Origin of the sequence: Streptomyces longisporoflavus, from assembly GCF_014649775.1 — a bacterium.
Taxonomy (GTDB): Bacteria; Actinomycetota; Actinomycetes; order Streptomycetales; family Streptomycetaceae; genus Streptomyces; species Streptomyces longisporoflavus.
Genome location: NZ_BMTR01000015.1, coordinates 140,829 through 164,478 on the forward strand (window position 1 = coordinate 140,829; position 23,650 = coordinate 164,478).

Annotated in this window: 25 protein-coding genes; 9 read left to right on the plus strand and 16 right to left on the minus strand. The window is 71.7% G+C overall.

The window, feature by feature from the left end; genetic code table 11:
• Window positions 1-42: 42 nt before the first annotated feature.
• The 4 genes from IE226_RS28540 to IE226_RS28555 form a co-directional block, all read right to left on the minus strand.
• Window positions 43-1,539: a DEAD/DEAH box helicase gene (locus IE226_RS28540; RefSeq protein ID WP_190084282.1), complete on the minus strand. Its 1,497-nt coding sequence runs from the start codon at window positions 1,537-1,539 to the stop codon at window positions 43-45.
• Window positions 1,540-1,842: 303 nt separating this feature from the next.
• Window positions 1,843-2,046, minus strand: a complete 204-nt coding sequence (locus IE226_RS28545; protein ID WP_190084283.1) for a cold-shock protein — start codon at window positions 2,044-2,046, stop codon at window positions 1,843-1,845.
• A gap of 351 nt (window positions 2,047-2,397) precedes the next feature.
• Window positions 2,398-2,829 carry a PRC-barrel domain-containing protein gene (locus IE226_RS28550; RefSeq protein WP_190084284.1) on the minus strand — a complete coding sequence of 144 codons (432 nt, stop codon included), beginning with the start codon at window positions 2,827-2,829 and terminating at the stop codon, window positions 2,398-2,400.
• Entirely contained in the window at window positions 2,826-3,374 is a 549-nt protein-coding gene (locus IE226_RS28555; RefSeq protein ID WP_190084285.1) for a PRC-barrel domain-containing protein, read from the minus strand. The genes IE226_RS28550 and IE226_RS28555 overlap by 4 nt, the downstream gene beginning before the upstream one ends.
• A gap of 318 nt (window positions 3,375-3,692) precedes the next feature.
• Here IE226_RS28555 and IE226_RS28560 point away from each other — a divergent pair, with 318 nt between their 5' ends.
• A complete protein-coding gene (locus IE226_RS28560; RefSeq protein ID WP_190084286.1) occupies window positions 3,693-4,604 on the plus strand; it encodes an RNA polymerase sigma factor SigF in 912 nt (303 codons plus the stop codon).
• A 143-nt stretch (window positions 4,605-4,747) separates the two neighbouring features.
• On the plus strand, window positions 4,748-5,143 hold the full coding sequence (locus IE226_RS28565) for an STAS domain-containing protein (protein ID WP_190084287.1): 396 nt from the start codon (window positions 4,748-4,750) through the stop codon (window positions 5,141-5,143).
• 48 nt (window positions 5,144-5,191) lie between these two features.
• Here IE226_RS28565 and IE226_RS28570 read toward each other — a convergent pair whose 3' ends face one another.
• Entirely contained in the window at window positions 5,192-5,338 is a 147-nt protein-coding gene (locus IE226_RS28570) for a hypothetical protein (RefSeq protein ID WP_190084288.1), read from the minus strand.
• A gap of 335 nt (window positions 5,339-5,673) precedes the next feature.
• Between IE226_RS28570 and IE226_RS28575 the strand changes: the two genes are divergently transcribed.
• The 4 genes from IE226_RS28575 to IE226_RS28590 all read left to right on the plus strand — a co-directional run bounded on the left by IE226_RS28575 (window position 5,674) and on the right by IE226_RS28590 (window position 9,122).
• The gene (locus IE226_RS28575; RefSeq protein ID WP_190084289.1) at window positions 5,674-7,182 is read left to right on the plus strand and encodes an FUSC family protein; all 1,509 of its coding nucleotides are present in this window, start codon (window positions 5,674-5,676) and stop codon (window positions 7,180-7,182) included.
• A 191-nt stretch (window positions 7,183-7,373) separates the two neighbouring features.
• A complete protein-coding gene (locus IE226_RS28580) occupies window positions 7,374-8,141 on the plus strand; it encodes a GAF domain-containing protein (RefSeq protein WP_190084290.1) in 768 nt (255 codons plus the stop codon).
• Window positions 8,101-8,505 carry a DUF2267 domain-containing protein gene (locus IE226_RS28585; protein ID WP_190084291.1) on the plus strand — a complete coding sequence of 135 codons (405 nt, stop codon included), beginning with the start codon at window positions 8,101-8,103 and terminating at the stop codon, window positions 8,503-8,505. The genes IE226_RS28580 and IE226_RS28585 overlap by 41 nt, the downstream gene beginning before the upstream one ends.
• A 56-nt stretch (window positions 8,506-8,561) precedes the next feature.
• On the plus strand, window positions 8,562-9,122 hold the full coding sequence (locus IE226_RS28590) for a VanZ family protein (RefSeq protein ID WP_229871588.1): 561 nt from the start codon (window positions 8,562-8,564) through the stop codon (window positions 9,120-9,122).
• A 44-nt stretch (window positions 9,123-9,166) separates the two neighbouring features.
• On the opposite strand, the gene IE226_RS28595 is transcribed toward IE226_RS28590, so the two are convergent.
• Window positions 9,167-9,589, minus strand: a complete 423-nt coding sequence (locus tag IE226_RS28595; RefSeq protein ID WP_190084292.1) for a DUF6003 family protein — start codon at window positions 9,587-9,589, stop codon at window positions 9,167-9,169.
• 116 nt (window positions 9,590-9,705) lie between these two features.
• On the minus strand, window positions 9,706-10,551 hold the full coding sequence (locus tag IE226_RS28600; protein ID WP_190084293.1) for an RNA polymerase sigma factor SigF: 846 nt from the start codon (window positions 10,549-10,551) through the stop codon (window positions 9,706-9,708).
• Window positions 10,552-10,760: 209 nt separating this feature from the next.
• Between IE226_RS28600 and IE226_RS28605 the strand changes: the two genes are divergently transcribed.
• The 3 genes from IE226_RS28605 (at window position 10,761) to IE226_RS28615 (ending at window position 12,800) form a co-directional block, all read left to right on the plus strand.
• Window positions 10,761-11,174, plus strand: coding sequence for an ATP-binding protein (locus IE226_RS28605; RefSeq protein ID WP_190084294.1), 414 nt, complete (start codon window positions 10,761-10,763; stop codon window positions 11,172-11,174).
• Between the two features lie 80 nt (window positions 11,175-11,254).
• The gene (locus tag IE226_RS28610) at window positions 11,255-11,482 is read left to right on the plus strand and encodes an XRE family transcriptional regulator (RefSeq protein ID WP_190084295.1); all 228 of its coding nucleotides are present in this window, start codon (window positions 11,255-11,257) and stop codon (window positions 11,480-11,482) included.
• 262 nt (window positions 11,483-11,744) lie between these two features.
• Window positions 11,745-12,800, plus strand: coding sequence for a lactonase family protein (locus IE226_RS28615; protein WP_190084296.1), 1,056 nt, complete (start codon window positions 11,745-11,747; stop codon window positions 12,798-12,800).
• Between the two features lie 93 nt (window positions 12,801-12,893).
• On the opposite strand, the gene IE226_RS28620 is transcribed toward IE226_RS28615, so the two are convergent.
• The 9 genes from IE226_RS28620 to IE226_RS28660 form a co-directional block, all read right to left on the minus strand.
• Entirely contained in the window at window positions 12,894-13,838 is a 945-nt protein-coding gene (locus IE226_RS28620; protein ID WP_190084297.1) for a sirohydrochlorin chelatase, read from the minus strand.
• A 118-nt stretch (window positions 13,839-13,956) separates the two neighbouring features.
• Complete coding sequence (locus tag IE226_RS28625) at window positions 13,957-14,955, minus strand: N-acetylglucosamine kinase (RefSeq protein WP_190084298.1); 999 nt, start codon at window positions 14,953-14,955, stop codon at window positions 13,957-13,959.
• Window positions 14,952-15,629 carry a uracil-DNA glycosylase gene (locus IE226_RS28630; protein WP_190084299.1) on the minus strand — a complete coding sequence of 226 codons (678 nt, stop codon included), beginning with the start codon at window positions 15,627-15,629 and terminating at the stop codon, window positions 14,952-14,954. Before IE226_RS28630 ends, IE226_RS28625 begins: the two co-directional genes overlap by 4 nt.
• A 33-nt stretch (window positions 15,630-15,662) precedes the next feature.
• Window positions 15,663-16,754, minus strand: a complete 1,092-nt coding sequence (locus IE226_RS28635; protein WP_190084300.1) for a WD40/YVTN/BNR-like repeat-containing protein — start codon at window positions 16,752-16,754, stop codon at window positions 15,663-15,665.
• Between the two features lie 131 nt (window positions 16,755-16,885).
• The gene (gene mmuM, locus IE226_RS28640) at window positions 16,886-17,806 is read right to left on the minus strand and encodes a homocysteine S-methyltransferase (protein WP_229871589.1); all 921 of its coding nucleotides are present in this window, start codon (window positions 17,804-17,806) and stop codon (window positions 16,886-16,888) included.
• Window positions 17,803-19,845 (minus strand): ABC transporter ATP-binding protein, encoded by a 2,043-nt coding sequence (locus IE226_RS28645; RefSeq protein WP_190084301.1) that lies wholly within the window; start codon window positions 19,843-19,845, stop codon window positions 17,803-17,805. Before IE226_RS28645 ends, mmuM begins: the two co-directional genes overlap by 4 nt.
• 15 nt (window positions 19,846-19,860) lie before the next feature.
• The gene (locus IE226_RS28650) at window positions 19,861-20,775 is read right to left on the minus strand and encodes an ABC transporter permease (protein ID WP_190084302.1); all 915 of its coding nucleotides are present in this window, start codon (window positions 20,773-20,775) and stop codon (window positions 19,861-19,863) included.
• The gene (locus tag IE226_RS28655; RefSeq protein WP_190084303.1) at window positions 20,772-21,722 is read right to left on the minus strand and encodes an ABC transporter permease; all 951 of its coding nucleotides are present in this window, start codon (window positions 21,720-21,722) and stop codon (window positions 20,772-20,774) included. Before IE226_RS28655 ends, IE226_RS28650 begins: the two co-directional genes overlap by 4 nt.
• On the minus strand, window positions 21,719-23,590 hold the full coding sequence (locus tag IE226_RS28660) for a peptide ABC transporter substrate-binding protein (protein WP_190084304.1): 1,872 nt from the start codon (window positions 23,588-23,590) through the stop codon (window positions 21,719-21,721). The genes IE226_RS28655 and IE226_RS28660 overlap by 4 nt, the downstream gene beginning before the upstream one ends.
• Between the last annotated feature and the right edge of the window lie 60 nt (window positions 23,591-23,650).

Genomic DNA, 23,650 nt, shown 5'->3' on the forward strand with positions numbered 1-23,650 from the left:
GCCTCCTGCTGAGGGTGGGTGTACTGGACGGTCGTACAGGCTCTAGGCCGCCGGGCTGGAAGCGGACGGCCCCTGCGCGGCGGGACCCTGTGCGGCGCGGCGCGGTGCGCGGTCGGCGCGCCGGTCCCTGGGACTGCGGCGGCTGCGTGCGGAGGAGGCACCGGAGCGGCGGGGGCGCTCCGTGACCGGCGCGGTGATGGTGACCGGGACACCCGAAGGGGCCTGTGCGCCGGTGATGCGGTTCAACTCCTCGTCGCCGGAGCGCACTTGAGCGGTCTGCGGGGTGATGCCCGCGGCGGCCATCAGGCGGCTCATGTCGCGTCGCTGGCCCGGCGTCACGAGCGTGACGACGCTGCCGGACTCGCCGGCGCGGGCGGTACGCCCGCCGCGGTGGAGGTAGTCCTTGTGGTCGGTGGGCGGGTCGACGTTCACGACCAGGTCGAGGTTGTCGACGTGGATCCCGCGGGCCGCGACGTTCGTCGCCACCAGGACCGTCACATGGCCGGTCTTGAAGTGGGTCAGGGTCCGCGTGCGCTGCGGCTGGGACTTCCCGCCGTGCAGCGCGGCGGCGCGGACGCCGCTGCTCAGAAGGTGATCGGTGAGCCGGTCGACGGCGTGCTTGGTGTCCAGGAACATGATCACCCGGCCCTCGCGGGCCGCGATCTCGGTGGTCGTACGGTGCTTGTCCGCGCCGTGCACGTGCAGCACGTGGTGCTCCATCGTGGTGACCGCGCCCTGAGAGGGGTCGACGGAGTGGACCACCGGGTCGGAGAGGTAGCGGCGGACCAGCAGGTCGACGTTGCGGTCGAGCGTGGCCGAGAACAGCATCCGCTGGCCCTCGGGGCGTACCTGGTCGAGCAGCGCGGTGACCTGGGGCATGAAGCCCATGTCGGCCATCTGGTCGGCCTCGTCGAGGACGGTGATGCCGACCTGGTCGAGGCGGCAGTCGCCGCGGTCGATGAGGTCCTTCAGGCGGCCGGGCGTGGCGACGACGACTTCCGCGCCGGACCGCAGCGCGCCGGCCTGCCTGCCGATCGACATGCCGCCGACCACCGTGGCGAGCCTGAGCCGCAGGGCGCGGGCGTACGGCGTGAGCGCGTCGGTGACCTGCTGGGCCAGTTCGCGGGTGGGGACGAGGACCAGGGCGAGCGGCCGGCGCGGCTCGGCGCGCAGACCGTCCGTACGGGCGAGGAGCGCGAGGCCGAAGGCGAGGGTCTTGCCCGAGCCGGTGCGGCCACGGCCCAGTACGTCGCGGCCCGCGAGGGAGTTGGGCAGCGTCGCCCCCTGGATCGGGAACGGCACGCTCATGCCCTCGCGGCCGAGAGCGGCGAGCAGCGGCGCCGGCATCGCGAGATCCGCGAACGCCTCTACGGCCGGGAGTGCGGGAGTGACCGTGACCGGCAGGGCGAATTCGCCCTGCGGCGCGGATGGCCGACGGCCGCGGCCACCGGCCGAACGGCCCGGAGCGCCGGAGCGCCCGCGGGACGGCGCGCCGTGGCGGGCGTAGGAGGAGGGGGCGTTCGTGCGTGTGCGGTTCATGCGGAACCTTCCTTGATGCGGCGCGTACCAAGGAAATTCCGCGGTGCAAGCGCGAGAGCGCGGCGCGGAGATTCGCGAGAACGGCCGGGGAGATGCGTGCGGCGAATCCGGCGGCAAATTCTGCGAGCGGATGCGCGGGAACGAGTGACGTTCCGGACAGGGGCGGCGCGGCGGGGAGACGAAACCGATGACGAGGTCACGGTTTTCGTACCGCTGATCCGAGGCCCTGGATGGTGCGGTAAATGCACGAGCTGGGGCCCGCACCCCAAGGTGCGGGCCCCAGCTACGAAGTACGCGTGAGCGTCAGGCGGGAACGATGTTCTCGGCCGTCGGGCCCTTCTGGCCCTGGGCGATGTCGAAGTTCACCTTCTGGCCTTCCTGGAGCTCACGGAAGCCCTGGGCGGCGATGTTCGAGTAGTGGGCGAAGACGTCGGGGCCGCCGCCGTCCTGCTCGATGAAGCCGAAGCCCTTTTCCGAGTTGAACCACTTCACGGTGCCATTAGCCATGTCTATCTCCTTCGGGGCAGTGCCCGGAGTCCGCACTGTGCAAAACTCCGCGTCGCCGCGATGATTACCCCGCCGGAAATGACCGGAAATACAAAAGTGCTCTCACCGGCCGGCAAAGGCGATGAGGGCACTTGAAGTTTCTTGGGAACCACAACTGCAACTGAGAACGACAGTAGCACGGTGCAGTCGGATCTGCGCGGTCAGCAATTCAATTCCGGGCGTCACGCAAGAAATACTCAGAGCGCCTCGCGGTGATTTCTCATACGGCCGGCACACATATTGCTTCGCTCGAAACACAGCGTTTCTCCGCGGCTGCCGCGGCGGATGCCGCAGCGGGGCCGCAGCGAGGGCTCATCCGGCGGCGAGGACCAGGGCGTAGGAGCCCAGGCCGACCATACGGCTGCCGGGGACCGGCGTCGGGTCGCGGCCGATGTACAGATCGCCGACGGCGCCCGTTTCCGGGTCGAAGGTGACTTCGGTCAGCGTGCCGATGTCCTCGCCGAACTCGGTCAGGATCCGTTTGCCCAGCAGCCTTTTGTGCGCCCGTGAGTGCGGGCTCTCCCGGCCCGCCTCGGCCGCGGCGGTGTCGACGATCACCGCGTCCGGACCCATCCCGCGCACCTGCGCCCACGGCACGCTGTCGCCGCTCCCGGTGCTCTTGAGGTACAGCTCCGAGACCCGGCAGGCCAGCGGGTCGATGCCGAGGCCGGCCACCTCCCCGGCGGGGAGCGCGTCCTCGGCGCTGATGACGGAGAGGCCCAGGACCTGGCTGAGCAGCATCATCGCTCGGTTCCCTTCCTCAAGTCCGCCGCGGCCAGGTCGTCCACCGCCCGCTCGGCCAGCCGCGCCGGTATCACCAAGGTGTCCCCGGTCATGGCCAGCCGGCCGTGCGCCGGCAGGAACGCCCGGCGTTCGTGCCGCCCCATCGCCTCGGTGGTGGCGACGTGGAAACCGGCCACCCGGCCACTGGTGCCGCCCTCGACCACCGCGTCCAGTACGGTGCCCAACTCAAGCCCCGCGTCGCTGAGTACGCGGGCGCCTCGCACCTGCCCGGAGCCGGCCTCGCCCTTGTCCACGACCGCGTCCCTGGCCTGGAGCACCTCGACGGCGGGGATCATCACCGCGTCGGGGCCGAGCGCGTGGACGCCGGACCAGGGCAGGCTCTGCTTGAGGGGGCCGGAGAGCAATCCGCGGCCCGCCAGGGTGAAGCCGGTGATCTGCCCGCCCGCCGCGTCGAAGACGGTGTCCTTGATCTGCGCGACGGCTTCTCCGCCGAGCGTGACCACGGGCCGCTTGGTCAGGTCGGCGACGAGCATCAGCGTGCTCATCGCATCCCCCCGCGTCCCCCGCGCCGGCCCCGGCGGACCACGATCGCGCCGCCGCCGCGGCGCCTCGCCTGCGTTCCGAGGATCGCACCGGCCAGCAGGAGCAGTGCCACAAGCACCGCGGTCAGCCACATCCACCAGATCACGGCCGTCCCCTCCCTGTCTTCCCTGTCCTGCTCATCCCGCGGGGCGTCCGAGTTCCCCCGAATGGGGCTTCCATACGGAAAGTCAAGTCACGGGAATGTAACGGGAGATGGTGGGTAGGAGCCCGTGCACGGCGCGCTCCCGCCCCCGGGAGCGCCCACTGTTCAGGGAGTGACGATGGTGGCCTCGACGACCAGCAGTCAAGGACCGACGGTGTCGGTCGCCGAACGACATACCGCCGGCCCCGACAGCGAGACCGACTCCGACACCGCCGCAGCCGCTCGGACGGCCGCCGAGCAGCCTCAGCCTTCCGCGGGCGGACGCCGCATGGCCGAGGTGAAGGCTCTGTCCAAGGCGCTCTTCGCCCGCCTGGACGCCGTGGAGGAAGGAACCCCCGAACACGCCTACGTACGCAACACGCTGGTCGAACTGAACCTCAACCTCGTGCAGTACGCGGCCCATCGGATGCGCCCGCGCGACGAATCGTACGAAGACGTCGTCCAGGTGGGCACGATCGGCCTGATCAAGGCGATCAACCGCTTCGACCTCCAGCGGGGCGTGGAGTTCCCCACCTTCGCGCTGCCGACCATCATGGGCGAGATCAAACGGTTCTTCCGCGACACCACCTGGGCCGTGCGCGTCCCCCGTCGGTTGCAGGAACTCCGCCTGGACCTGGTGAAGGCCACCACCGATCTCGAGCAGACGAACGGGCACACCCCCACCACGGCCGAACTCGCCGAACACCTGGACCTGGACGAGGCCGAGGTCAGCGAGGGCCTGACCGCCGCCAACGGCTACACCACGGCCTCCCTGGACTTTCCGGCCGACGGCGTCGACTCCGACGACAGGCTGGCCGACCACGTGGGCTACCGCGACCCGGAGCTGGACAAGGTCGAGGACCTGCACACCCTGAAGCCGCTCATCGCCGCGCTCCCGGAGCGCGACCGCAAGATCCTCGCGATGCGCTTCGCCGCCGACATGACGCAGAGCGAGATCGGTGCGGAGCTGGGCATCTCCCAGATGCACGTCTCGCGCATCCTGACCCGGATCCTCGGTCGGCTGCGGGCCAAGCTCCTCGACAAGAAGTAGCCGGACTCCTCGTCGGGAGGCGGCCCGCCGGAGCTCTCGGCAGGAGCAGCGGGGCCTTTCGGCAGGAGGTGGCGAGGGCGCGCCCCGATATGTTCCGGGAGAGGCTTCTGTGCCGTCTCGGTACGATGGGCCGCGGGGGTGCGATGTCCACGGAGACCCATCGCCTGACCATCACCGAGCTCGCGAGTTGCTCCGACTGCGCGGTGCTGCGGGTCAGCGGCGAACTCGACCAGTCCTGCGAGGAGTTCTTCCTGCGTACCCTCGGCGCCCGTGTCGAGGCCGGGCACCGGCATCTGGTCCTCGACGTGACGGCGTTGATGTTCTGCGACTCGCGCGGGCTGAACTGCCTGCTCGCCGTGCGCTGGCTGCTCGCCCGCCGCGACGGCAGGCTGCTGCTCGCGGGCGCGGGGCGGCGCCTCTCGGAGATGCTGGCGCTGACCGGCAGCACGGAACTGCTCCCCGCCCACCGCACGGTCGGCCGGGCCCTGCTGACCCTGCCGGGGGACCAGCGCCCCCTGTGGCCGCCGGCAGAGCCGTAGGAGCAGTGCGCCGAGGAGCGCGCCGACCGAACGGCCGCCCCACGAGGCTCAGTGGCGGCCGCGGAACTTGCCGAGCATGCGCCGGGCCTGCGCCCGCTTCCGGGGATCGGCCGAGGCCCGGCGGGCCTGGCGGACCGTGCGCTGTCCCTGAGGGCTACGCACGTACTGCTTGATGCGGTTGATGACTCCGGGCATGGCGACTCTCCTCTTCCTTGGCTCTTCCTTGCCGCTGCGTTGACTCCGCATTGGTGTCGAGAGCGCACGGTTACCCCGCCCCCTGCTCCCGAAACGGGGGGGAGCGCCGCGCCGGCCGGGGCGTGGTCCGTTGGCCCGCTCGTGGCTCGGGACGAGCGTACAAGAGTGGGCCAATGGCACAGTGAAACGTGTGCCTGTTGAGCCAGGAGGACTCCAGATGGTCTGATGTGTCTGTCGATGGCGCTGCGGATTTCCGCGGCGCCTTTTTCATGGAGGCAGTTCGAATTTCTGGCGGTCAGTTCGACGGAACTGGACGCGAAAGGGGCGGGGAAGCTGTGCTGAAGAGCGTGTTCACGGCGCCGGACCCGGGGCGGACGCGGTTGCGTTTCGCCACCCGGGCCGTCATCGGCATCACCCTCGCGGTGACCGTGTGCGGTCTGGCCGGGCACTCGCTCGCCGCGGCGATCACCGGTGGGCTCGCGGCGCTGCTCGCTCTCTTCACCGTGGGCGACGCGACGGTCAGGGGGCAGGCCGTCACCACGGCCCTGCTGCCCGCCGTCGGGTTCCCCGTGCTCGCCCTCGCCGCGGCACTGCACGACGTGCCCGTGGCGCGGGACGCCGCATTCCTCGCCGTGATGGGCGTCGGCGTGTACGCGCGCCGGTGGGGGCCGCGCGGGCACTCGCTCGGGGTCTTCGCCTTCATGATGTTCTTCGCGACGCAGTTCCTGCACACGGGGCCGGGCCAGCTGCCCGAGCTGTTCGCCGCCATCCTGCTGTCGCTGTGCGCCTCGTCGGCCGTGCGGTTCGGCCTCTGGTGCTACGAGCGCCGCCTGCCGCCCCCGGCCGTGCCCGCACCGCCGGGCGGCAGGGGCCTGGCGAGGACGACCACGCGCCAGGCGGTCCAGGCGACGCTGGGCGGCGCCTTCGCGCTCGCGGCCGGACAGGTGCTCTCCGACCAGCGGTGGTACTGGGCCGTGGGCGCCACCTGGTGGGTGTTCGTGAACACCGCGTCGAGCGGGGAGACCCTGGTGCGGAGCTTCCGGCGGGTGCTCGGCACGGTCATCGGCATCGTCGCCGGCTTCGTCCTCGCGATCCCGCTGCACGGCGCGCCCGTGCCCTCGGCGATCATCGTCGCCGTCAGCGTCTTCGGCATCTTCTACACGGCCGCGGTCTCGTACACCTGGATGATGCTGGCGGTCACCGTGATGGCCGGCGTGCTCTACGGCCTCCTCGGGGTGCTCGACCCCGGGCTGCTCGCCCTGCGGGTCGCGGAGACCGGCGTGGGCGCGCTCGGTGCCGTACTCGCCGTGCTCCTCGTGCTGCCCGTCACCACCCACGCCACGACCAACGCCTGGATCGAGCGCGCCCTGCGGTGTGTCCACGTGTGCACCGCCGAGGCCGCGGCCCGGCTCGCCGGTTCCCGCAGCGCCGATCCCGCGCCGCGCGTCGCCGAACTGGAGCAACTGCTCGGCAAGGTACGGATCTCGCTGGCTCCGCTGGTACATCCGTTCAGCCCGCTGCGGGCCCGCAAGGAACGCGCCCGACAGGTGCTCGCCCTGCTCGACGCCTGCGCCCGCGAGGTACGCGGGCTCGCCTCGATCGCCGCGGACCCCGAGGCCTCGCACGACGACCGGCTCGCCGCCGCCTGCTGGCGCGTGGAGGCCGCCGTGGAGGCGCTCACCTCGCCCGAGCCGGGGCGCGGACCGGCCGCCGATGCCGTCACCGTGCCGCAACCGGCCGCCGCCGAGCCCGTGCTCGCCCATCTGCACGGCCTGGAGAAGGCACTCGTCGAACTCGCCGAGCCGCTGCGCACCCCCACCCGTACGCCGCTGATCGGGGCCTGAGCAGGCACGATCCCCGCCGCCGGCCGAAACCGGACGGGTCACGCCGATCGATGGGACCGAACGGCGAGACATGAGGTGGCCCATCGCGTGGTAGACGGACTTCCGCTCCTTCGGGCGCCGGGCCGAGCCGTGCGCCTCCGCCGGAGGGTGCTGCCGGACCATGAGGCGCGCGGCCGAGAGGGATGCTGACCATGCCGGAGGAATCACCGTCGATCGTGCATGACGTGTCGGTCGCGGCAGCCGTCGGGCGACACGCGCTGCCCAACCGGCTCTGTACCGCCTTCACCCAATCCCTGGGCGCCCAGCGGGCAGCCCTGTCCTGGCTGCCCCGGCTCGAACACTGGCAGCTCCTGCACGCCACCGACGAACACGCCCTGCAGGCCGAGGCCGCCCAGTTCACCCGCGCCGACGGCCCCTCGGTCAGCGCGGCACTGGGGATGCAGCCCGTGTTCGTGCCCGACCTGCGCGACTACCCGTGCCGCACCGGACCGCCCCTGACCGAGGAACTGCCCGGCACCCGGCGGGTCCTGGCGCTCCCGCTGCACGCCCGTCACACACCCGTCGGCGTGCTGTGCCTCTACTACACCGAGCACACCGACGTGACCCCCACCCACATCACCCACGCCCAGCGCGCCGCGGCACTCGCCCTGGACGCCCTGATGCGCTGGCGGCCCGTGCACGCGGGCAGCGGATGCCGGCGCCCGGTGTGGACCACAAGCACTCGCGCCGCGCGCTGGGAGCGCATCCACCGGGCGGCCGAACATGTCGCCGCCCGCCAGGACTGCGCCGTCGCCGAGGGGCTGGCGTGGCTGCAGGAAGTGAGCGCCGGCGACGGCCACTCGCTGCTCGACGTGGCCGACTCCGTCCTGCAGCCGTCCCGCGCCCACCACACCGACACGCCCGAAGGAGGCAGCGGCCGTGAACGAGCCCGTGAACGAACCCGTGGAAGTGCTGCTTGACCGCGTCCGCGAACGCGGAGGCTACGTACGGCGCCAGGAGGCCGCCGGGGCGGTACAGAGCGTCCTCGAGGTCCTGGGCGCGCATCTGGTGGGGGACGACCGCACGGATCTTGCCCGGCTGCTGCCCCGGCAGTGCGGCCCGCTGCTCTCCGAGGGCGCACCGGCCAGCGAACCCCTGACGCCCAAGGCCTTCATCGCGGAGGTGGGCGCCCGTGTCGACGTCGACGCGGCAGGGGCCCGCCGTGCGGTCACGGCGGTGCTCGCCACGGTCGCCGAGGTCGCCGACGACGCCCTGCTGCGCCGCATCCTCACCCAGCTCCCGCCGGGTCACGCCGGTCTGTTCGGCCGTACGGACCCCACATGACGATCGGCGCACCATCCCGCTCGCAGCTCACCGCAACCCTTTGACCGGAGGTCGTGATGGCACGGACGGTTCCACAGGGCAAGACCGTGAAGGAATCAGGGAGCCGGAACGCTCCCGGTGCGCCGCCGCTCTCCGGCTGGGCGCGTGCGATGGCCATGCTGCTGGCTTTCGCGGGGACGGTGGTCTTCGCCGTCCTCCTCGCCCGCCTGACGCTGGAGCCCTCGGCCGCCTCGGAGTCCCTGACGCACAGCAATCTGCGCCCCGGCGATTCGATCCGTGACTATCTCGCGCAACCCGCGTTCCGCGACACCGTCAAACAGCTCGGCGGCAACATCGTCCTGGGACTGCCCTTCGGCATGCTGCTTCCGGTGCTCGTGCCCCGCGCCCGCGGGCTCGTGCGCGTCATCGTCGTCACGGCCCTGGTGATGCTCCTCGTCGAACTGGCCCAGGGGATGCTCGTCACCGGACGGGCCTTCGACGTCGACGACGTCCTGCTCAACACCACGGGCGCCGTCCTCGGCTACCTCCTGGTCGGCCGCAGGCTGGGCCGCGCGGTGCATCCCCGGCGGCGGCACTGGTGGCACCGCTTCACGAAGCGGCCCAACGCCACGCGTTAGCGGCCGACGTGCCGGGCGCGGCCGCGGGTCACACGGTCAGGCGGTCAGGCGGTCAGACGGCCGATGGCCTGCGGGTCGAGGCCGGTCAGCCGGGCGATGCGCGGCGCGGGAATGCCCGCGGCCAGCGCCCGGTGCACCAAGGCCTCCCAGTCCGCGGTCGTCTGCCGGAACTCCAGCAGCTCGCCCTCCATGTCCGTGACGGACTGGGGCGCGCACTCCCGCTGGACCCGCAGCGCCTCTTCCTCGCTCAACGGAATGGGCAGGCGCTCGGCATCCTCGGGGATGAACGCCTCCGCGTCGGCGGGCAGCACCCGGACCAGCTCGGACGAGGCCGAGACGTCGTGAGCCTGCAGCCAGCCGTGGACGGCGGGGCTCTCCGCGCACTCCAGGGCGCCCACGGAGGCCAGCGCCGCGCCCAGACGGGGGTGCCGGTCGGGGAGAAGGAAGAGGTAAGCGTCGTCGGCCATCGCGGGTGCTTCGCCTTCTGGTTCGGACTGTCTGCCTATCTGCGGGGGCACTGATGCCGGCCGCCCCCGCGGGCGGCCGGGACCCGCTGTGCCCCGCCGTCCCTCGGCGGCGCGTGTCAGCGGGTGGTGAGCATTCCCGCGCGCAGGCGGGAGAGGGTGCGGGTCAGGAGCCGCGAGACGTGCATCTGGGAGACGCCGAGACGCTCGCCGATCTGCGACTGGGTGAGTTCGTCGACGAACCGCAGCCGCAGGATCTCCCGGTCGCGCTCGCTGAGCTGGGCGAGCAGCGGGGCGAGGGCGTGGAAGTCCTCCACGAGCTCCATGGCGGGGTCCTCCTCGCCGATGAAGTCGGCGATGGCCGCCTGGCTGTCGTCGCGGTCGCCGTGGACGGCCGCGTCCAGGGACGTGGTGTTGTAGCCGTTGGCGGCCTGGCGGGCCTCGATGACCTCCTCCTCGGTGAGGTTCATCAACTCGGCGAGTTCGGCGACCTTCGGGGCGCGGCCCAGGCGGGTGCTCAGCTCGTCGGTGGCCTTGGCAAGCTCGACGCGGGCCTCCTGGAGGCGGCGCGGAACATGGACGGCCCACGAGGTGTCGCGGAAGAACCGCTTGATCTCACCGACGATGTACGGCACGGCGAACGTGGCGAACTGGACCTCGCGGGAGAGCTCGAATCGGTTGATGGCCTTGATCAGGCCGATCGTGCCGACCTGGACGATGTCCTCCATGTCGTCACCGCGGTGGCGGAACCGGCCGGCGGCGTACCGCACGAGCGACATGTTCATCTCGACGAGGGTGTTGCGGGCGTACTGGTACTCCGCGGTGCCCTCCTCCAGCGTGGCGAGCCTGGAGAAGAACAGCTTCGACAGGTCACGGGCGTCCTTCGGCTCGACCCCCTGGGGCGAGACGATCTCCGGCAGTGCCGCGATGCCGGTGTCCGTCGATGTCCCGGTGACCACAGTCATGATTTCCCTCCCGATTCGCCGGCCGCCCGTCGTCCCCGACCGGCCGGTGAGGCGCACGTACCCAGCCCCGGATGCTTCATGCCCCCCATGGCGCAACAAGATCCGGCAGGCGTCCGAGGGTTACAGGTTCCGTATTGCCGGGCAAGTGTGCATCTCGGACAGCGGCCACCCCCTATTCGGACAGCGGCCATCCCATACGAGGAGGGCTCATGAGGACGCACGGGATGCGACTGGACACCGTACCGGCGGACCGGGCGGTCTTCGACAAGACCCCTGAAGCCGTCGCCCACGCGCGGGATTTCGCCCGCGCCTTCGTCGGCAGGCTCCGGCCCGCCGTGAATTCGCAGGACGCCGCGAGCGTGGAACTCGCGGTCTCCGAACTCGTCACCAACGTCATACGGCACGCACGCGGGAGCTCGTGCTCGCTGCGTCTGCGAGCACAGCAGGACGGCATCGAGGTGCTGGTCGGCGACGCCGATCCACGGCCTCCGCGGGAACGGGCGCCCGACTTGGCGGGCGGCACCGGCGGTTTCGGCTGGCCCATGGTCCGTCAGATGGCCAAGGAGGTCACCGTGACCAGGGAGCCGAACGGCAAGACCATTAGGGCCCTCCTGCCCCGTTGAAGGACCCGCGCCGCCGTACGACCCCTGCCCGGGCTCGATACGTACGGCATGAGAACGCGTTGCCCGGGCAGGAGAGGTCAATGGACGACCTGTCTCAGCTACTCCAACAGACCATGCGCCGCCGTCATCTGACGCCACAGGCGATCGCGGACAAGACCGGAATCCGTACCCCGCGCATCCGGGCCTTCGCCCAGGACGGTGCCGAAGGGCCCGTCCGCCCGACCGAAGCGGAACTGACGGAACTGGCCGGCGCCCTCGCACTGCCCGCCATCAAGGACGCCGCGCGGCCCGCGGCCGCGGCAACCTGACCTCTCCCTGATCTCTTTCTGACCTGACCCGAGCACTGTGGTCGCGGCACGGACATCCGACCCCGTCCGAGGTGTGTGCACCCGGCACATACAGGGTGGATCAGCCCGTCGGAGGGGCGCGCGGCGAGAGCGGTGACGCCCTGGTGCGGATTCCCGTCTGGCGCGTCGGTCTGGAGCGCGTTGGTCTAGACCGCCTGCTACCGTCTGCCGCACGAGCGCCCCCTGGACACGGTGCTCGGTCGAGAGTCGAGAGGGGAACGCAGTGGCGGGCAGGCAGGGCGGGAGTCAACGGGCGTACATCGGGTCCTTCACCGCGGCCGGCGGGGCGGGGATCCTGTCCGCCGCCGTCGACGCGGACAGCGGCGCGCTGACCGTCCTGGGCGCCACCGACACGGTCGCCGACCCCTCCTACCTCGCCCTGTCGGCCGCGGGCGACACGCTCTACGCCGTCAGCGAGACAGCGGACGGTGCCGTCGCCGCCTATCGCGTCGACGGCGACAAGCTGGAGCAGGCCGGGCCGCCGGTCGCGGTCGGCGGGGCGGCGCCCACGCATCTCGCCGTGCACGCCGGACACGTCCTGACCGCCAACTACGGCTCCGGCAGCGTCACCGCCGTGCCCGTGCGCCCCGACGGCAGCCTGGCCCGCACCCCCTCCGGCGTCCTGGCGCACACCGGCGCGGGGCCCCACCCGCAGCGCCAGCAGGGGCCGCACGCCCACCAGGTGCTGCCCGACCCGAGCGGCCGCTGGGCGGTGAGCGTCGACCTCGGCACCGACTCCGTGCGCGTCTGCGCGCTCACCGAGGCGGGCGAGCCGGCCCTGCACCGCGAGGTCGCGCTGCGGCCCGGCTCGGGACCGCGGCACCTCGCGTTCCACCCGCGCGGCGATCGCGCGTACGTCCTGAACGAACTCGCCCCCACCCTCACGATCTGTGCCTGGGACGCCGCGGAGGGAGCCCTCAAGCCGCTCGGCGAGGCGGCCGTCCTGCCGGGGCCCGCGGAGGGGGACGGCGAGGCTTACCCCTCCGAGCTCGTCGTCGCGCCCGACGGCCGCTTCCTGTGGACCGCGACCCGCGGCCAGGACGTCATCTCGGTGCTCGCCCTGGACGCGGCGGGGGACCGGCCGCGGCTCGCCGCCACCGTGCCGTGCGGCGGTCACTGGCCGCGTGACCTGGCCATCGACCCGTCGGGGCGGTTCCTGTACGCGGCCAACGAGCGGTCGGGCGACGTGACCTGGTTCGCGGTGGATCCGGAGACGGGCATTCCGCGGCGCGCGGGCTCGATCGAGGCGCCGGCCGCCTCCTGCGTGATCTTCGACTGAGCCACCGCGCCCGCGTACGCCGATGGGCCCGCCCCCTGCATCAGGGGGCGGGCCCATCGGCGTAACGGCATCAGGTCTGCCGGCGCGGTGCGGTCAGTGGACCGGCGCGCCCGACGGCTGCTGCGGGGCGATCCCGAGCGCCGTCGTGTACTTGGAGAGGGCGAGCTTGCCGATCGCCGGGTAGGCGCCGAGCGACTCGGCGACCGAGCAGCCGGCCTCCTTGGCCGCCGTGTCGAGCAGGCCCGCGTCGATCTCGGGACCGATGAGGTAGGGAGCGAGCGCCAACTGCGTGGAGCCGGAGCCGCGCAGTTCCTCGGCCATGTTCGCGATGGCGCCCTCCTGGTCGAGAGCGGCGGCCATCACCGGGACCGCGAGGCGGGCGGCGAGCAGCATGCCGGTGATCCCGGCGGCCTGCACGGCCTCCTCGCCGCCGACCGTGGCGAGGACGATGCCGTCCGCCGCGGTGGCCACGGTGAACAGCCGGGCGCGGTCCGCGCGGGCGAGGCCGGCCTCCGAGAGGCGCACGTGCAGCGCCTCGGCGAGGAGCGGGTGCGGGCCGAGCACGTCCGTCAGCTCGGCGGGCGCGCGGCTGTCCATCACGGCCTGCCGCACACGCCGCATCAGCGCGTTGTCGGGGCCCGCGAGGAGCGGCACCACGACGGCGACGGGCCCGTCGGGCTCGGCGACCTCCGCGCCCGCGGCGCGCGCCTGCTCGAAGCGCGCGGTGCGCTCGGCGGCGGCGTGCGCGAGCACGGACTGCAGCGAGGGGAACTCAGGGAACGAGGTGGTCGTGGCGTCCTCGGTCCCGTCGAGGTACCCGATGCGTGCGTCGAGGCCGGGCAGCTCGGAGCGGGCGATGCTCACGACCTCTTCGGCGAGGCTGCGCGTGGCGGTGCTGGGTACGCCCGGTACGGCGAGAACGAGCGCGGGCGCGTTCTCGGGAGCCGCCACGGGCTCCGGGCGGCGGTGCCGACCGGGCTGGCGGGGTCGCGGCATTCGTACGGGCAGGCCTGATGCGGGCCCGGTGGGGGAGCTCATGGCCCCGCATGCTACTGGTCTTCGGGGCTTCACTGTTCGGGGAGGGTACAGGCGGGCGGTATAAGTCCACTTTTGTCTTATGAGTTACGTAGAGGGCAACTGTCGCATTACGGAGTGGTCAACTGTCGTCCTGCGTGTGCACGCTCAGCATGCGCGGGTCGAGCGGCAGCCGCAGCCGGCCCGCGGCGACATCCGCCGCCATGCGCACGGCACCGTCCAACGGGTCCCCTGCCGCGGCAACGAGCCGTACGTGCCGCAGGCGGTCCGCCAGCTCCGCCTCCACCGGACCGAGCAGCGCGTCGCCCATCTTGAACAGGCCGCCCGTCAGCGCGACTTCGGGGCGATCGCCCCGGCCCACCCGGTCGGCCGCCGGGCAGACGGCGGCCGCGGCATCGGCGATGTGCCGGGCGGCGTCGCGCAGGATCGCGCCGGCCACGGGGTCGTCGGGGGCGCGGCGTGCCACTTCGGGCGCGAACGAGGCGAGCATCGCGGGCCGGTCCGTACGGGGATAGAGCCGGCCGGGCAGACCTTGCACGGGGCCGAACAGTTCCTCGGCGCGGGCGAGCAGCGCCTTGGAACCGCCCCGCCGCCCGTCGAACGCCCGCATCGCCGCTTCGAGGCCCGCGCGGCCGATCCACGCGCCGCCGCCGCAGTCGCCGAGCAGATGCCCCCAGCCGTCGGCGCGGTGCCAGGCGGACAGGTCCGTGCCGATCGCGATCATGCCGGTGCCCGCGGCGACGACCGCGCCGGGACGGTCGCCGAGCGCGCCCGCATAGGCGGTGACGGCGTCCGCGGCGAGCACCAGACGCCGTACCCCCAGAGCCTTCCGCAGCGCGGCGGGCAGCTCCGCGCGCAGGTCGTCGCCGAGGGTGGCCATGCCCGCGGCCCCGATGGCCACGGCGGTGATCCGCCCGCCGCCGGCCTGGTCGAGCAACTCCCGCGCCAGCGGCTCGAGCTGCTCCATGAAGTGCTCGGCGTCCATGCCGAGCGCTCCGGTGCGCACCGGCTCCTTCGAGCTCACCGGGGCGGGGCGGGCGAGGCCGTCGAGCCGGTCCATGGCGACCCGTATCCCCGAGCCGCCCGAGTCGACCCCGAGGACACACACGGCGTCCGTCACGGAAGCCGCCAGTCCACCGGCTGCCCGCCCTGCTGGACGAGGAGGTCGTTGGCGCGGCTGAAGGGCCGCGAGCCGAAGAAGCCGCGGTCCGCCGACATGGGCGAGGGGTGCGACGACTCGACGGACGGCAGCGGGCCGAGCAGCGGCCGCAGATTGCGGGCGTCGCGCCCCCACAGGATGGAGACCAGCGGGCGCCCGCGTGCGGCGAGCGCCCTGATGGCCTGTTCGGTGACCTCTTCCCAGCCCTTGCCCCGGTGCGCCGCCGGGCGCCCCGGGGCCGTGGTGAGCGCCTTGTTGAGCAGCAGGACGCCCTGCCGGGTCCAGGGCGTGAGGTCGCCGTTGGACGGCTGCGCGATGCCCAGGTCGGAGCCGAGCTCGCGGTAGATGTTGATGAGGCTGCCGGGCAGCGGGCGCACCTCGGGCGCGACCGAGAACGACAGCCCCACCGCGTGCCCCGGGGTCGGGTAGGGATCCTGGCCGACGATGAGCACCCGCACTTCGTCGAAGGGCTGCTGGAACGCGCGCAGGACGTTCGGCCCGGACGGGAGATAGGTGCGTCCCGCGGCGATCTCCGCGCGCAGGAAGGCGCCCATCTCGGTGATCTTCCCGGCGACGGGTTCGAGGGCCTTCGCCCAGCCCGCCTCGACGATTTCATGCAAGGGTCGTGATGCCACGGCGTCACCCTACTGCCGTAACCGGGGCGCCGATCAACCGATGGCCGCCGACCTGACGCACAGTACGTCGGGCAGGTGGGACGCCAACTCCTGCCAGCTGTCGCCGTCGTCCGCCGATGCGTACACCTCGCCGTTGCGATTGCCGAAGTAGATGCCCGCCGGGTCCTGGTCGTCGCTGCACATCGCGTCGCGCAGCACGGTGCCGTAGTGATCCCCCGTCGGGAGGCCCGCGCTGAGCGGCTCCCAGTTCTCGCCGGCGTCGCGCGTGCGGTAGACACGGCAGCGGTGGTCGGCGGGGACGCGGTCCGCGTCGGCGTTGATCGGGAAGACATAGGCCGTGTCCGCGCGGTGCGGGTGGGCGACGACCGAGAAGCCGAAGTCGGAGGGCAGGCCCTCGCCGATGTCCGTCCAGTGCGCGCCCGCGTCGTCGCTTCGGTACACGCCCCAGTGGTTCTGCAGATACAGGCGGTCCGGGTCCACGGCGTCGCGCGCGACCTTGTGCACGCACTGCCCGAACTCCGGGTTCGGGTCCGGCAGGAAGACCGCGGAGACGCCGCTGTTCGACGGGGCCCAGCTCTTGCCGCCGTCCCGGGTGCGGAAGACTCCGGCGGTGGAGACGGCGACGGTCACCGAGTCGGGGTCGCGGGCGTCGGTCAGCACGGTGTGCAGGCCCTCGCCGCCACCGCCGGGCACCCACCGGTCGCGCGTGGGGTGCTCCCAGAGCGGGCGCACGAGTTCGAACGTCTCGCCGCGGTCGAGCGATTTGTACAACGCCGCCGGTTCCGTGCCCGCGTACACGACGTCCGGTTCGGCGGCGGCGGGGTGCAGTTGCCAGACACGCTCCAGGGAGGCGTCGGTGTCCTTGGGGAACTTGACGGCGGCCTTGGCCGGTTCCGTCCAGGTCTTGCCGAGGTCGTCCGAGTGAAAGACGGACGGGCCGTAATGGGAACTGTCGCCGCCCGCCAGGAGACGTGGCGTGTCCCCGCGGGTGTCGATGGCCACCGAGTAGATCGCCTGGGCGTTGAAGTACGGAGTGTCGTCGAACTGCCAGGTGCTCGAGCCACTGGGCCTGCGCCCGATGAAGAGGCCTTTGCGGGTGCCTACGGTCAGGATGATCTCAGCCATGAGGGCCACCTTCGGGACGTCGTTGTCTCAGGTACGGCTCAGTCTGCACCCCGGCACTGACAGTCACCCTCGGGAAGCGCGTCCTCGCAGGTCGCAGCAGGTGTGGCGGATGTTGCGCGGGCCCCGGCAGCTCACTCGGGCCGGTCGGGCGCGGACAGCTCCGCGGCCACCCGCGCGATCGTCTCCGGACCCACCCGGCAGCACCCCCCGATCAGCCGCGCCCCCGCGTCACGCCAGCCCGAGACCCGGCCCGCGACGAAGCGCCGCGGCCCGCGCCACGTCCTGGCCGCCGCGTCCCAGCTCTCGCCGCTGTTGGGGTAGACCACCACCGGTTTGCCCGTGATCCGCGCGGCGAGGCGCACCGCCGCGTCCGCGTCCGCGGGGTCGCAGCAGTTGACGCCGACCGCGATGACCTCGTCGGCGTCGGCGGCCAGGGCGAAGGCCTCCGCCAGGGGCTGGCCCGCCCGGGTGTAGCCGCCGGAGACCGTGTACGAGAGCCAGGCGGGGATCTGAAGGCCGCGCACCGCCCGCAGCAGCGCCCGCGCCTCGTCCGTGTCCGGGACCGTCTCCAGGGCGAACACGTCCGGCTCCGCGTCGGCGAGGACCTCCAGGCGCGGGCGGTGGAAGCGTTCGAGCTCGGCGACCGTCAGGCCGTACCGGCCCCGGTACTCCGAGCCGTCCGCGAGCATCGCCCCGTACGGTCCCGCGGACGCGGCCACCCACACGTCGCGGCCCGCGTCCGCTCCCGCCTCGCGCGCCGACTCCACGCTCAGTCGCAGCAGTTCGGCGGTGCTCACGGCGTCGATGCCGTGCCTCGCGAAGCCCTCGAACGTGGCCTGGTAGCTCGCCGTGATGGCGATGTCCGCGCCCGCTCCGTAGTACGCGCGGTGCGCCGCCGTGACGGCTTCCGGTTCGTCGGCGAGCAGCCTCGCCGACCACAGGGCGTCGCTCAGGTCGTGCCCGGCGGCCTCGAGCTGGTTGGAGAGGCCGCCGTCGAGCACGAGCGGGCGGCGGGTCAGGGCATCCGCGAGTTTCACACGGTCGGCTTTCACACTGCCGACGCTAGCCGAGGCGCGGACAGCGGGAAGTGACACGCGACCTGGTGTCCCGCACTGTTCGGCGTGGACACCGGCGGCTCCGTGGTGGCGCAGACCTCTTGCGCCATGGGGCACCGGGTACGGAAACGACAGCCCGACGGGGGCTTGGCCGCCGACGGTGTCTCGCCCTCCAGGGGAGTGCGGTCCAGGCCCTCGGCCGCCCGCGGGTCCGGCAGGTTGACCGTGTCGAGCAGTCCCCGCGTGTAGGGGTGCAGCGGCTGCGCGTACACCTGCTCGGCCGGGCCCGACTCGACGAGCTTGCCCAGGTACATCACGCCGACCGTGTCCGCGAGGTGGCGCACCACCGCCAGATCGTGCGAGATGAACAGATACGTCAGCCCGCGCTCCCGTTGCAGCTCCCGCATCAGGTTCAGGATCTGCGCCTGCACGGAGACGTCGAGCGCGGAGACCGGTTCGTCGGCGACCACCAGATCGGGGGAGAGCGTCAATGCCCTTGCCAGCCCCAGGCGTTGACGCTGGCCGCCGGAGAACTCGTGCGGGTAGCGCCGCACGGCGCCGCGCGGCAGGCCGACCGCGTCGAGCAGCTCCGCGATCAGCTTCTCCTGGTCGGCGCGGCTGCCGACGCCCTGGATCACGAGGGGCTCCCGCAGGATCTCGCCCACGCGCATCCGGGGGTCCATGGCAGCCGTGGAGTCCTGGAACATCAGCTGTACGCGCCGCCGGTGCGCGCGCCGCTCCGCCCGCGACATCCGCGCCGGGTCGTGCCCCTCGAAGCGCACGACCCCGGCCGTCGGCTCCTCCAGGCCCGCCACGATCCGGCCGAGCGTGGTCTTGCCGCACCCGGACTCGCCGACCATGCCGAACGTCTCGCCCCTGCGGATCTCCAAGGAGACCCCGCCCACGGCGCTCACCGTGCCCCGGCGGCGCGAGAAGGCGCCGCCCTTGAGGGGGAACTCCTTGACCAGCGAGTCGAGTGCGACGAGTACGTCTCCGGGTGCGCGCGGCGCGGGCACGGCCGGCGGGACGACCACCTCCGCCTCCGAGGCGTCGTCCGGCACCGGATGGAAGCAGGCGAACCGGTGCTCGCCGCCGCGCACGTCGTCGTCCGCGAGCCGAGGCTCGCGCGTACGGCATTCGTCGGTGGCGAAGGTGCAGCGCGGTGCGAACCGGCAGCCCGTCGGGCGCGCCGCCAGGTTCGGCGGCAGGCCCGGGATCGTGTGGAGCGCGGAGCCGCTGTCCGCGGCCCGCTCGGGGAGCGAGGCGAACAGGGCTTCGGTGTAGCGGTGCCGGGGCCTGGCGAACAGGCCGCGCACGTCGGACTCTTCGGCGACCTTGCCCGCGTACATCACCGCCACCCGGTCCACCCGGTTGGCGATGACGCCCAGGTCGTGCGTGACCAGGATCATCGCCATGCCGAGCCGCTCGCGCAGACCGTCGATCAGCTCCAGGATCTGGTGCTGTGTCGTCACGTCGAGGGCGGTGGTCGGCTCGTCGGCGATGAGCAGTTTGGGCTCGCAGACCAGGGCCATGGCGATCGCCACGCGCTGGCGCATGCCGCCCGACAACTGGTGCGGGTAGGCCTTCATGCGCTCGGCGGGCTGCGGCATGCCGACCAGGCGCAGCATCTCCTCGGCCCGCGTCCAGGCCTCTTTCCGGCTCAGCTCCGGGCGGTGCAGGACGAGCGGCTCCGCGACCTGCGCGCCGACCGTCATCGTCGGGTTCAGCGAGGTCAGCGGATCCTGGAAGACCATGCCGATGGAGTTGCCCCGTACGTCCTGGAGGACGGGGGCCGGGGCGGCGGCCAGGTCGCGGCCGTCGAACATGACGCGTCCGCCGGTGACGGCGCCGCCGGGCGGAAGCAGGCCGAGGACGCTGAGCGCGGTCATCGTCTTGCCGCAGCCCGACTCGCCCACGATGCCCAGGGCCTCACCCGGGGCGAGTTCGAGGGAGATCCCGTCGAGGGCGTGGACGGTGCGTTCGCGCGAGGCGATGTCGACGCGCAGGTCTTCGATCCTGAGCAGTGGCTCGGTCATCTCTTCGCTTCTCCCTTACTTCCGCAGCCGGACTTCGAACGCGTCCCGCAGGCCGTCACCGATGAAGTTGAACGCGGCGACGACCAGGACGATCGCGATGCCCGGCGGGAAGATCAGCCACCAGTAGCCGTTCTGCGTGTAGGTGATGCCGGCCGAGAGCATCGAGCCCCAGTCGGCCGAGGGCGGCGGAATGCTCAGGCCGAGGAAGGCGAGATAGCTGACGTAGAGGATGGCGTCGGCGATCTGGAAGGTGCAGTTGACGATGACCGTGCCGATCGCGTTCGGCACGATGTGCTTGAACACGGCCCGCGCACCGCCGCCGCCCATCATCCGCATCGCCTGTACGTACTCGCGGTCGCGCAGAGAGAGTGCCTCGCCGCGCACCAGGCGTGCGGGGGAGAGCCAGGCGACCGAGGCGATGATGACGATGAGGACGCCCTTGCTCGGCGTGATGATCGCGGCGACCACGACGAGCAGGAACATCGCGGGGATCGCGAGCGCCGCGTCCGTGATCCGCATCATGGCGGCGTCCACCCAGCCGCCGAAGTACCCCGCCACCGCGCCGTACACCGTCCCGAAGAGCGTCGCGAGGAGGCCTGCCGCGAGGCCGATCTCAAGCGACGTCTGCCCGGCGACCATCAGCCGCCCGACCATGTCGTAGCCGAGATCGGTGGTGCCGAGGAGATGGCCGGAGCCGCCCGGCGCGAGGTTGGCCTGCGACAGGTCGGTGTGCACCTGTTCCGTCGGGTGGAGCAGCGGCCCGAGGTAGCTGAAGGCCAGGAGCAGGAGCAGAACCACCACGCCCGTCAGGGCGAGCTTGTTGCCGGTGAAGACCCGGAGCGTGCGGCGGGCCAGGGAAGGCGTGGCCTGCGCCGCCGCCTCGTTCCCCGGAGCGGCCCCGGGGGTGACGTCTGCGGTCGCGGTACTCATGCCACGCTCCGTATCCGGGGGTCGAGGACGGCGTACAGGATGTCGGTGAGCAGCGAGCCGACGACGGTGGCGACACCGACGACGAGGGTCACGCCGAGCAGGACAGGGAAGTCGGAGCCCTGCGCGGCGTTCCAGAACAGCAGCCCCATGCCGGGGTAGTTGAACATCGACTCGACGACGAGCGCGCCGCTGAAGAGCGTCGGCAGATAGAGGCCGAGCAGCGTCGCGAGCGGGATCAGCGCGTTGCGCAGGACGTGCCGGACCATGATCCGGCGGCTCGACTGGCCCTTGGCCATCGCGGTGCGGACGTATTCCTCGGTGAGGTTGTCCAGGACCGCCGAGCGCATGTAGCGGCTGAACATCGCCACGATACCGAAGGCCATGGTGACGACCGGGAGCACCAACCCCGTGAAGTCGCCGAGCAGTTCACCGACGCTCTCGCCCTGCGGCGCCTCGGCCGGGAGGATCGGCAGCACCTGCGCGAACAGGATGATCATGATGAGGCCGAGGAAGAACACCGGCGTCGCGTAGAGGAGGAAGGCGAGCCCCGTCAGGGCGTAGTCCGAGGCCTTCCCGCGCCGCACCGCCTGGAGCAGGCCGAGCGGTACGGCGATGATCACCGCGAGCGCGGTGGAGAGCACCGTCAGGAGCAGGGTCTTCGGCAGCCGCTGCTTGAGCAGGTCGAACACCGGAGAGTTGAGCTTGAAGGACTCGCCGAGGTCGCCGGTGAACAGTCGCTTCAGATACATCAGGTACTGCTCCGGCAGCGAACGGTCGTACCCCTGCTGGTGGTTGAAGTGCTCTATCTGCTGCGGGGTGCCCTTGGGGCCGAGGATGGCGCGCGCCGGGCCGCCGGGCAGCAGGTGGAGCAGCGTGAAGACGATGACCGAGACCAGGAACAGCACGACGAGCGCCTGAAGGAAGCGCTTGACCAGAAAGCCGGTCACTTGTCGGCTCCCTTCTTCTTGACGTAGTACCAGTCCTGCGGCGCGAAGGTGACGGTCGGGTTCTGGTTGACGCCCCGCAAGTCGTTGCGGATCACCGACACCTGGTAGGCGGGGTTGGGCATCCACATCACGGGGAGCTGCTCGGCGAGGTATTCGCCGTACTCGTGCACGGCCTTCATGTCGGGCGAGTACTGCACCGCGCGAATGATGCGGTCGGCCTTCTTGTCGCTGTAGTTGCCGAAGTTGGCCGAAGCGCCGGTGGAGAAGAGCTGCTCACCGCTGGGGTTGAGGGGGTAATACCAGCTTCCGGCCGTCCCGAAGAACGACATGTCCCAGTCGCAGCCGGGGTCCTTCGCCTTGCAGGGCACGGAGTTGCCGAGCACCGAGTTCAGCGGTTGCTGGCGCACGGTGAGGTCGATCCCGGCCTTGGAGAGCGAGGACTTGAGCTCCTGCATCATGTTCGTCGTCTCGGTGGAGCCCGACTGCGAGAGCAGGGTGAGTTCGAGCGGGGCGTTCTTCGCGATGCCCTTGCCGCACTCGTCCGGTCCCGTTCCGGGGCGCACGCAGCGTGCCGTGCCGTCCTCGGTCCGCCAGCCGTGCGCGGTGAGGAGGCGCCGCGCCTTCTGCACGTCGAAGGGGTACCGGTTCTTCTCCATCGCGTCGGAGAGGTACTGACTCTTCGGCGTGACCGGCACCGGGCCCAGCGTCGGCGTCGCGCTGCCCTGCCAGACGACGTCGCTCATCGCCTTCTGGTCGACGAGGTGCTGCATCGCCTGCCTGATGTAGAGCTGGTCCGTCATCGGGCCCGCGTGCGTGGAGTTGAAGTTGTAGACGATGTACGTCGCCGCCCAGCCCTCCCACGGGTCGACGCGGTAGCCCTTGTCCCGGAACTTGTCCTTCTGCGCCATCACCGACGGCGGGATGTAGCCGTAGTCGACGCCTCCCGAACGAAGGACGTTGTACTCCGAGTCGGCCGTGGTGAAGGGCTTGAAGACGACCTTGTCGAGGTGCGGGCGCTGCGACTTCGGCCCGGTGTACTTCTCGTTCGGCACAATGGTGACCTGGCCGCTGTCGCGCCAGCCCGCCAGCTTCCACGGCCCGTTGACCGTCTTCCAGAGCGGGTCGGAGCCGTACGAACCGAGGCTCTTGGCGTGCCGCGTGAGCCGTGCGAAGACGCTCTTGGCGCCGTCCTTCGTGCGGTCCCAGTCGCCGACCTCGCCGCCGTCCGTCTTGGCGTCCCAGGCGTGCTGCGGCAGGGCACGCATCAGGGTGAGCTGGTTGGCGGTGAACCAGTCGGGGTTGTACGCGCGGCTCAGGTGCAGGCGCACGGTGTGGTCGTCGACGGTTTCGAAGCGCTTGACGTTGTCGGGCATCGTGCCGACCGAGTAATTGCCCCAACTCGCTTTGTTCGCCTTGACGAGGTTGAACCAGAACTCGATGTCGCGCGCGGTCACCGGCTTCCCGTCCGACCACGTCACGCCCTCGCGCAGCGGCACCGTCACGGTCTTGTTGCCGTCGCTGAACTCCGGCCGCGAGCCGAGCGTGCTCGGGCCGTGCGTGGTCAGCTCGCCCTTGTCCTGCACGGCGTCGTACACCGGCATGAAGAGCAGCGACTGGATGCCGTAGTTGTACGAGGCTCCGTAGCCGGGGGCGCCGATCGGGAAGATCCAGTTCGGTGTCGCGGCGGGCGGCAGCGCCATCGTGGCGGTACCGCCCTCGACCGGAGTGCCGCCGGTGGGGCCCATGTCGACGCGACCGCCCTCCTGCGTGCAGCCGGTCAGCGCCGTGAGGGCGAGCGCGACGGCGGATGCCGCGGCGGCTATCGGAGCGCGGCGCCGCGCGCGGGGACGTGATCGCCTTGGGCGCATGGCGAAGGGCCTCCAGGGATGCGAGAGCCGGACCGTGCCGGAGATCGACGGGCGGCGCCT

Bases quoted from the DNA above. Each gene is read 5' to 3' on its own strand.
- IE226_RS28540 (WP_190084282.1), bottom strand. From the start codon at position 1,539: ATGAACCGCACACGCACGAACGCCCCCTCCTCCTACGCCCGCCACGGC.
- IE226_RS28545 (WP_190084283.1), bottom strand. From the start codon at position 2,046: ATGGCTAATGGCACCGTGAAGTGGTTCAACTCGGAAAAGGGCTTCGGC.
- IE226_RS28550 (WP_190084284.1), bottom strand. From the start codon at position 2,829: ATGATGCTGCTCAGCCAGGTCCTGGGCCTCTCCGTCATCAGCGCCGAG.
- IE226_RS28555 (WP_190084285.1), bottom strand. From the start codon at position 3,374: ATGAGCACGCTGATGCTCGTCGCCGACCTGACCAAGCGGCCCGTGGTC.
- IE226_RS28560 (WP_190084286.1), top strand. From the start codon at position 3,693: ATGGTGGCCTCGACGACCAGCAGTCAAGGACCGACGGTGTCGGTCGCC.
- IE226_RS28565 (WP_190084287.1), top strand. From the start codon at position 4,748: ATGTCCACGGAGACCCATCGCCTGACCATCACCGAGCTCGCGAGTTGC.
- IE226_RS28570 (WP_190084288.1), bottom strand. From the start codon at position 5,338: ATGCCCGGAGTCATCAACCGCATCAAGCAGTACGTGCGTAGCCCTCAG.
- IE226_RS28580 (WP_190084290.1), top strand. From the start codon at position 7,374: ATGCCGGAGGAATCACCGTCGATCGTGCATGACGTGTCGGTCGCGGCA.
- IE226_RS28590 (WP_229871588.1), top strand. From the start codon at position 8,562: ATGGCACGGACGGTTCCACAGGGCAAGACCGTGAAGGAATCAGGGAGC.
- IE226_RS28595 (WP_190084292.1), bottom strand. From the start codon at position 9,589: ATGGCCGACGACGCTTACCTCTTCCTTCTCCCCGACCGGCACCCCCGT.
- IE226_RS28600 (WP_190084293.1), bottom strand. From the start codon at position 10,551: ATGACTGTGGTCACCGGGACATCGACGGACACCGGCATCGCGGCACTG.
- IE226_RS28605 (WP_190084294.1), top strand. From the start codon at position 10,761: ATGAGGACGCACGGGATGCGACTGGACACCGTACCGGCGGACCGGGCG.
- IE226_RS28610 (WP_190084295.1), top strand. From the start codon at position 11,255: ATGGACGACCTGTCTCAGCTACTCCAACAGACCATGCGCCGCCGTCAT.
- IE226_RS28620 (WP_190084297.1), bottom strand. From the start codon at position 13,838: ATGAGCTCCCCCACCGGGCCCGCATCAGGCCTGCCCGTACGAATGCCG.
- IE226_RS28635 (WP_190084300.1), bottom strand. From the start codon at position 16,754: ATGGCTGAGATCATCCTGACCGTAGGCACCCGCAAAGGCCTCTTCATC.
- IE226_RS28645 (WP_190084301.1), bottom strand. From the start codon at position 19,845: ATGACCGAGCCACTGCTCAGGATCGAAGACCTGCGCGTCGACATCGCC.
- IE226_RS28650 (WP_190084302.1), bottom strand. From the start codon at position 20,775: ATGAGTACCGCGACCGCAGACGTCACCCCCGGGGCCGCTCCGGGGAAC.
- IE226_RS28660 (WP_190084304.1), bottom strand. From the start codon at position 23,590: ATGCGCCCAAGGCGATCACGTCCCCGCGCGCGGCGCCGCGCTCCGATA.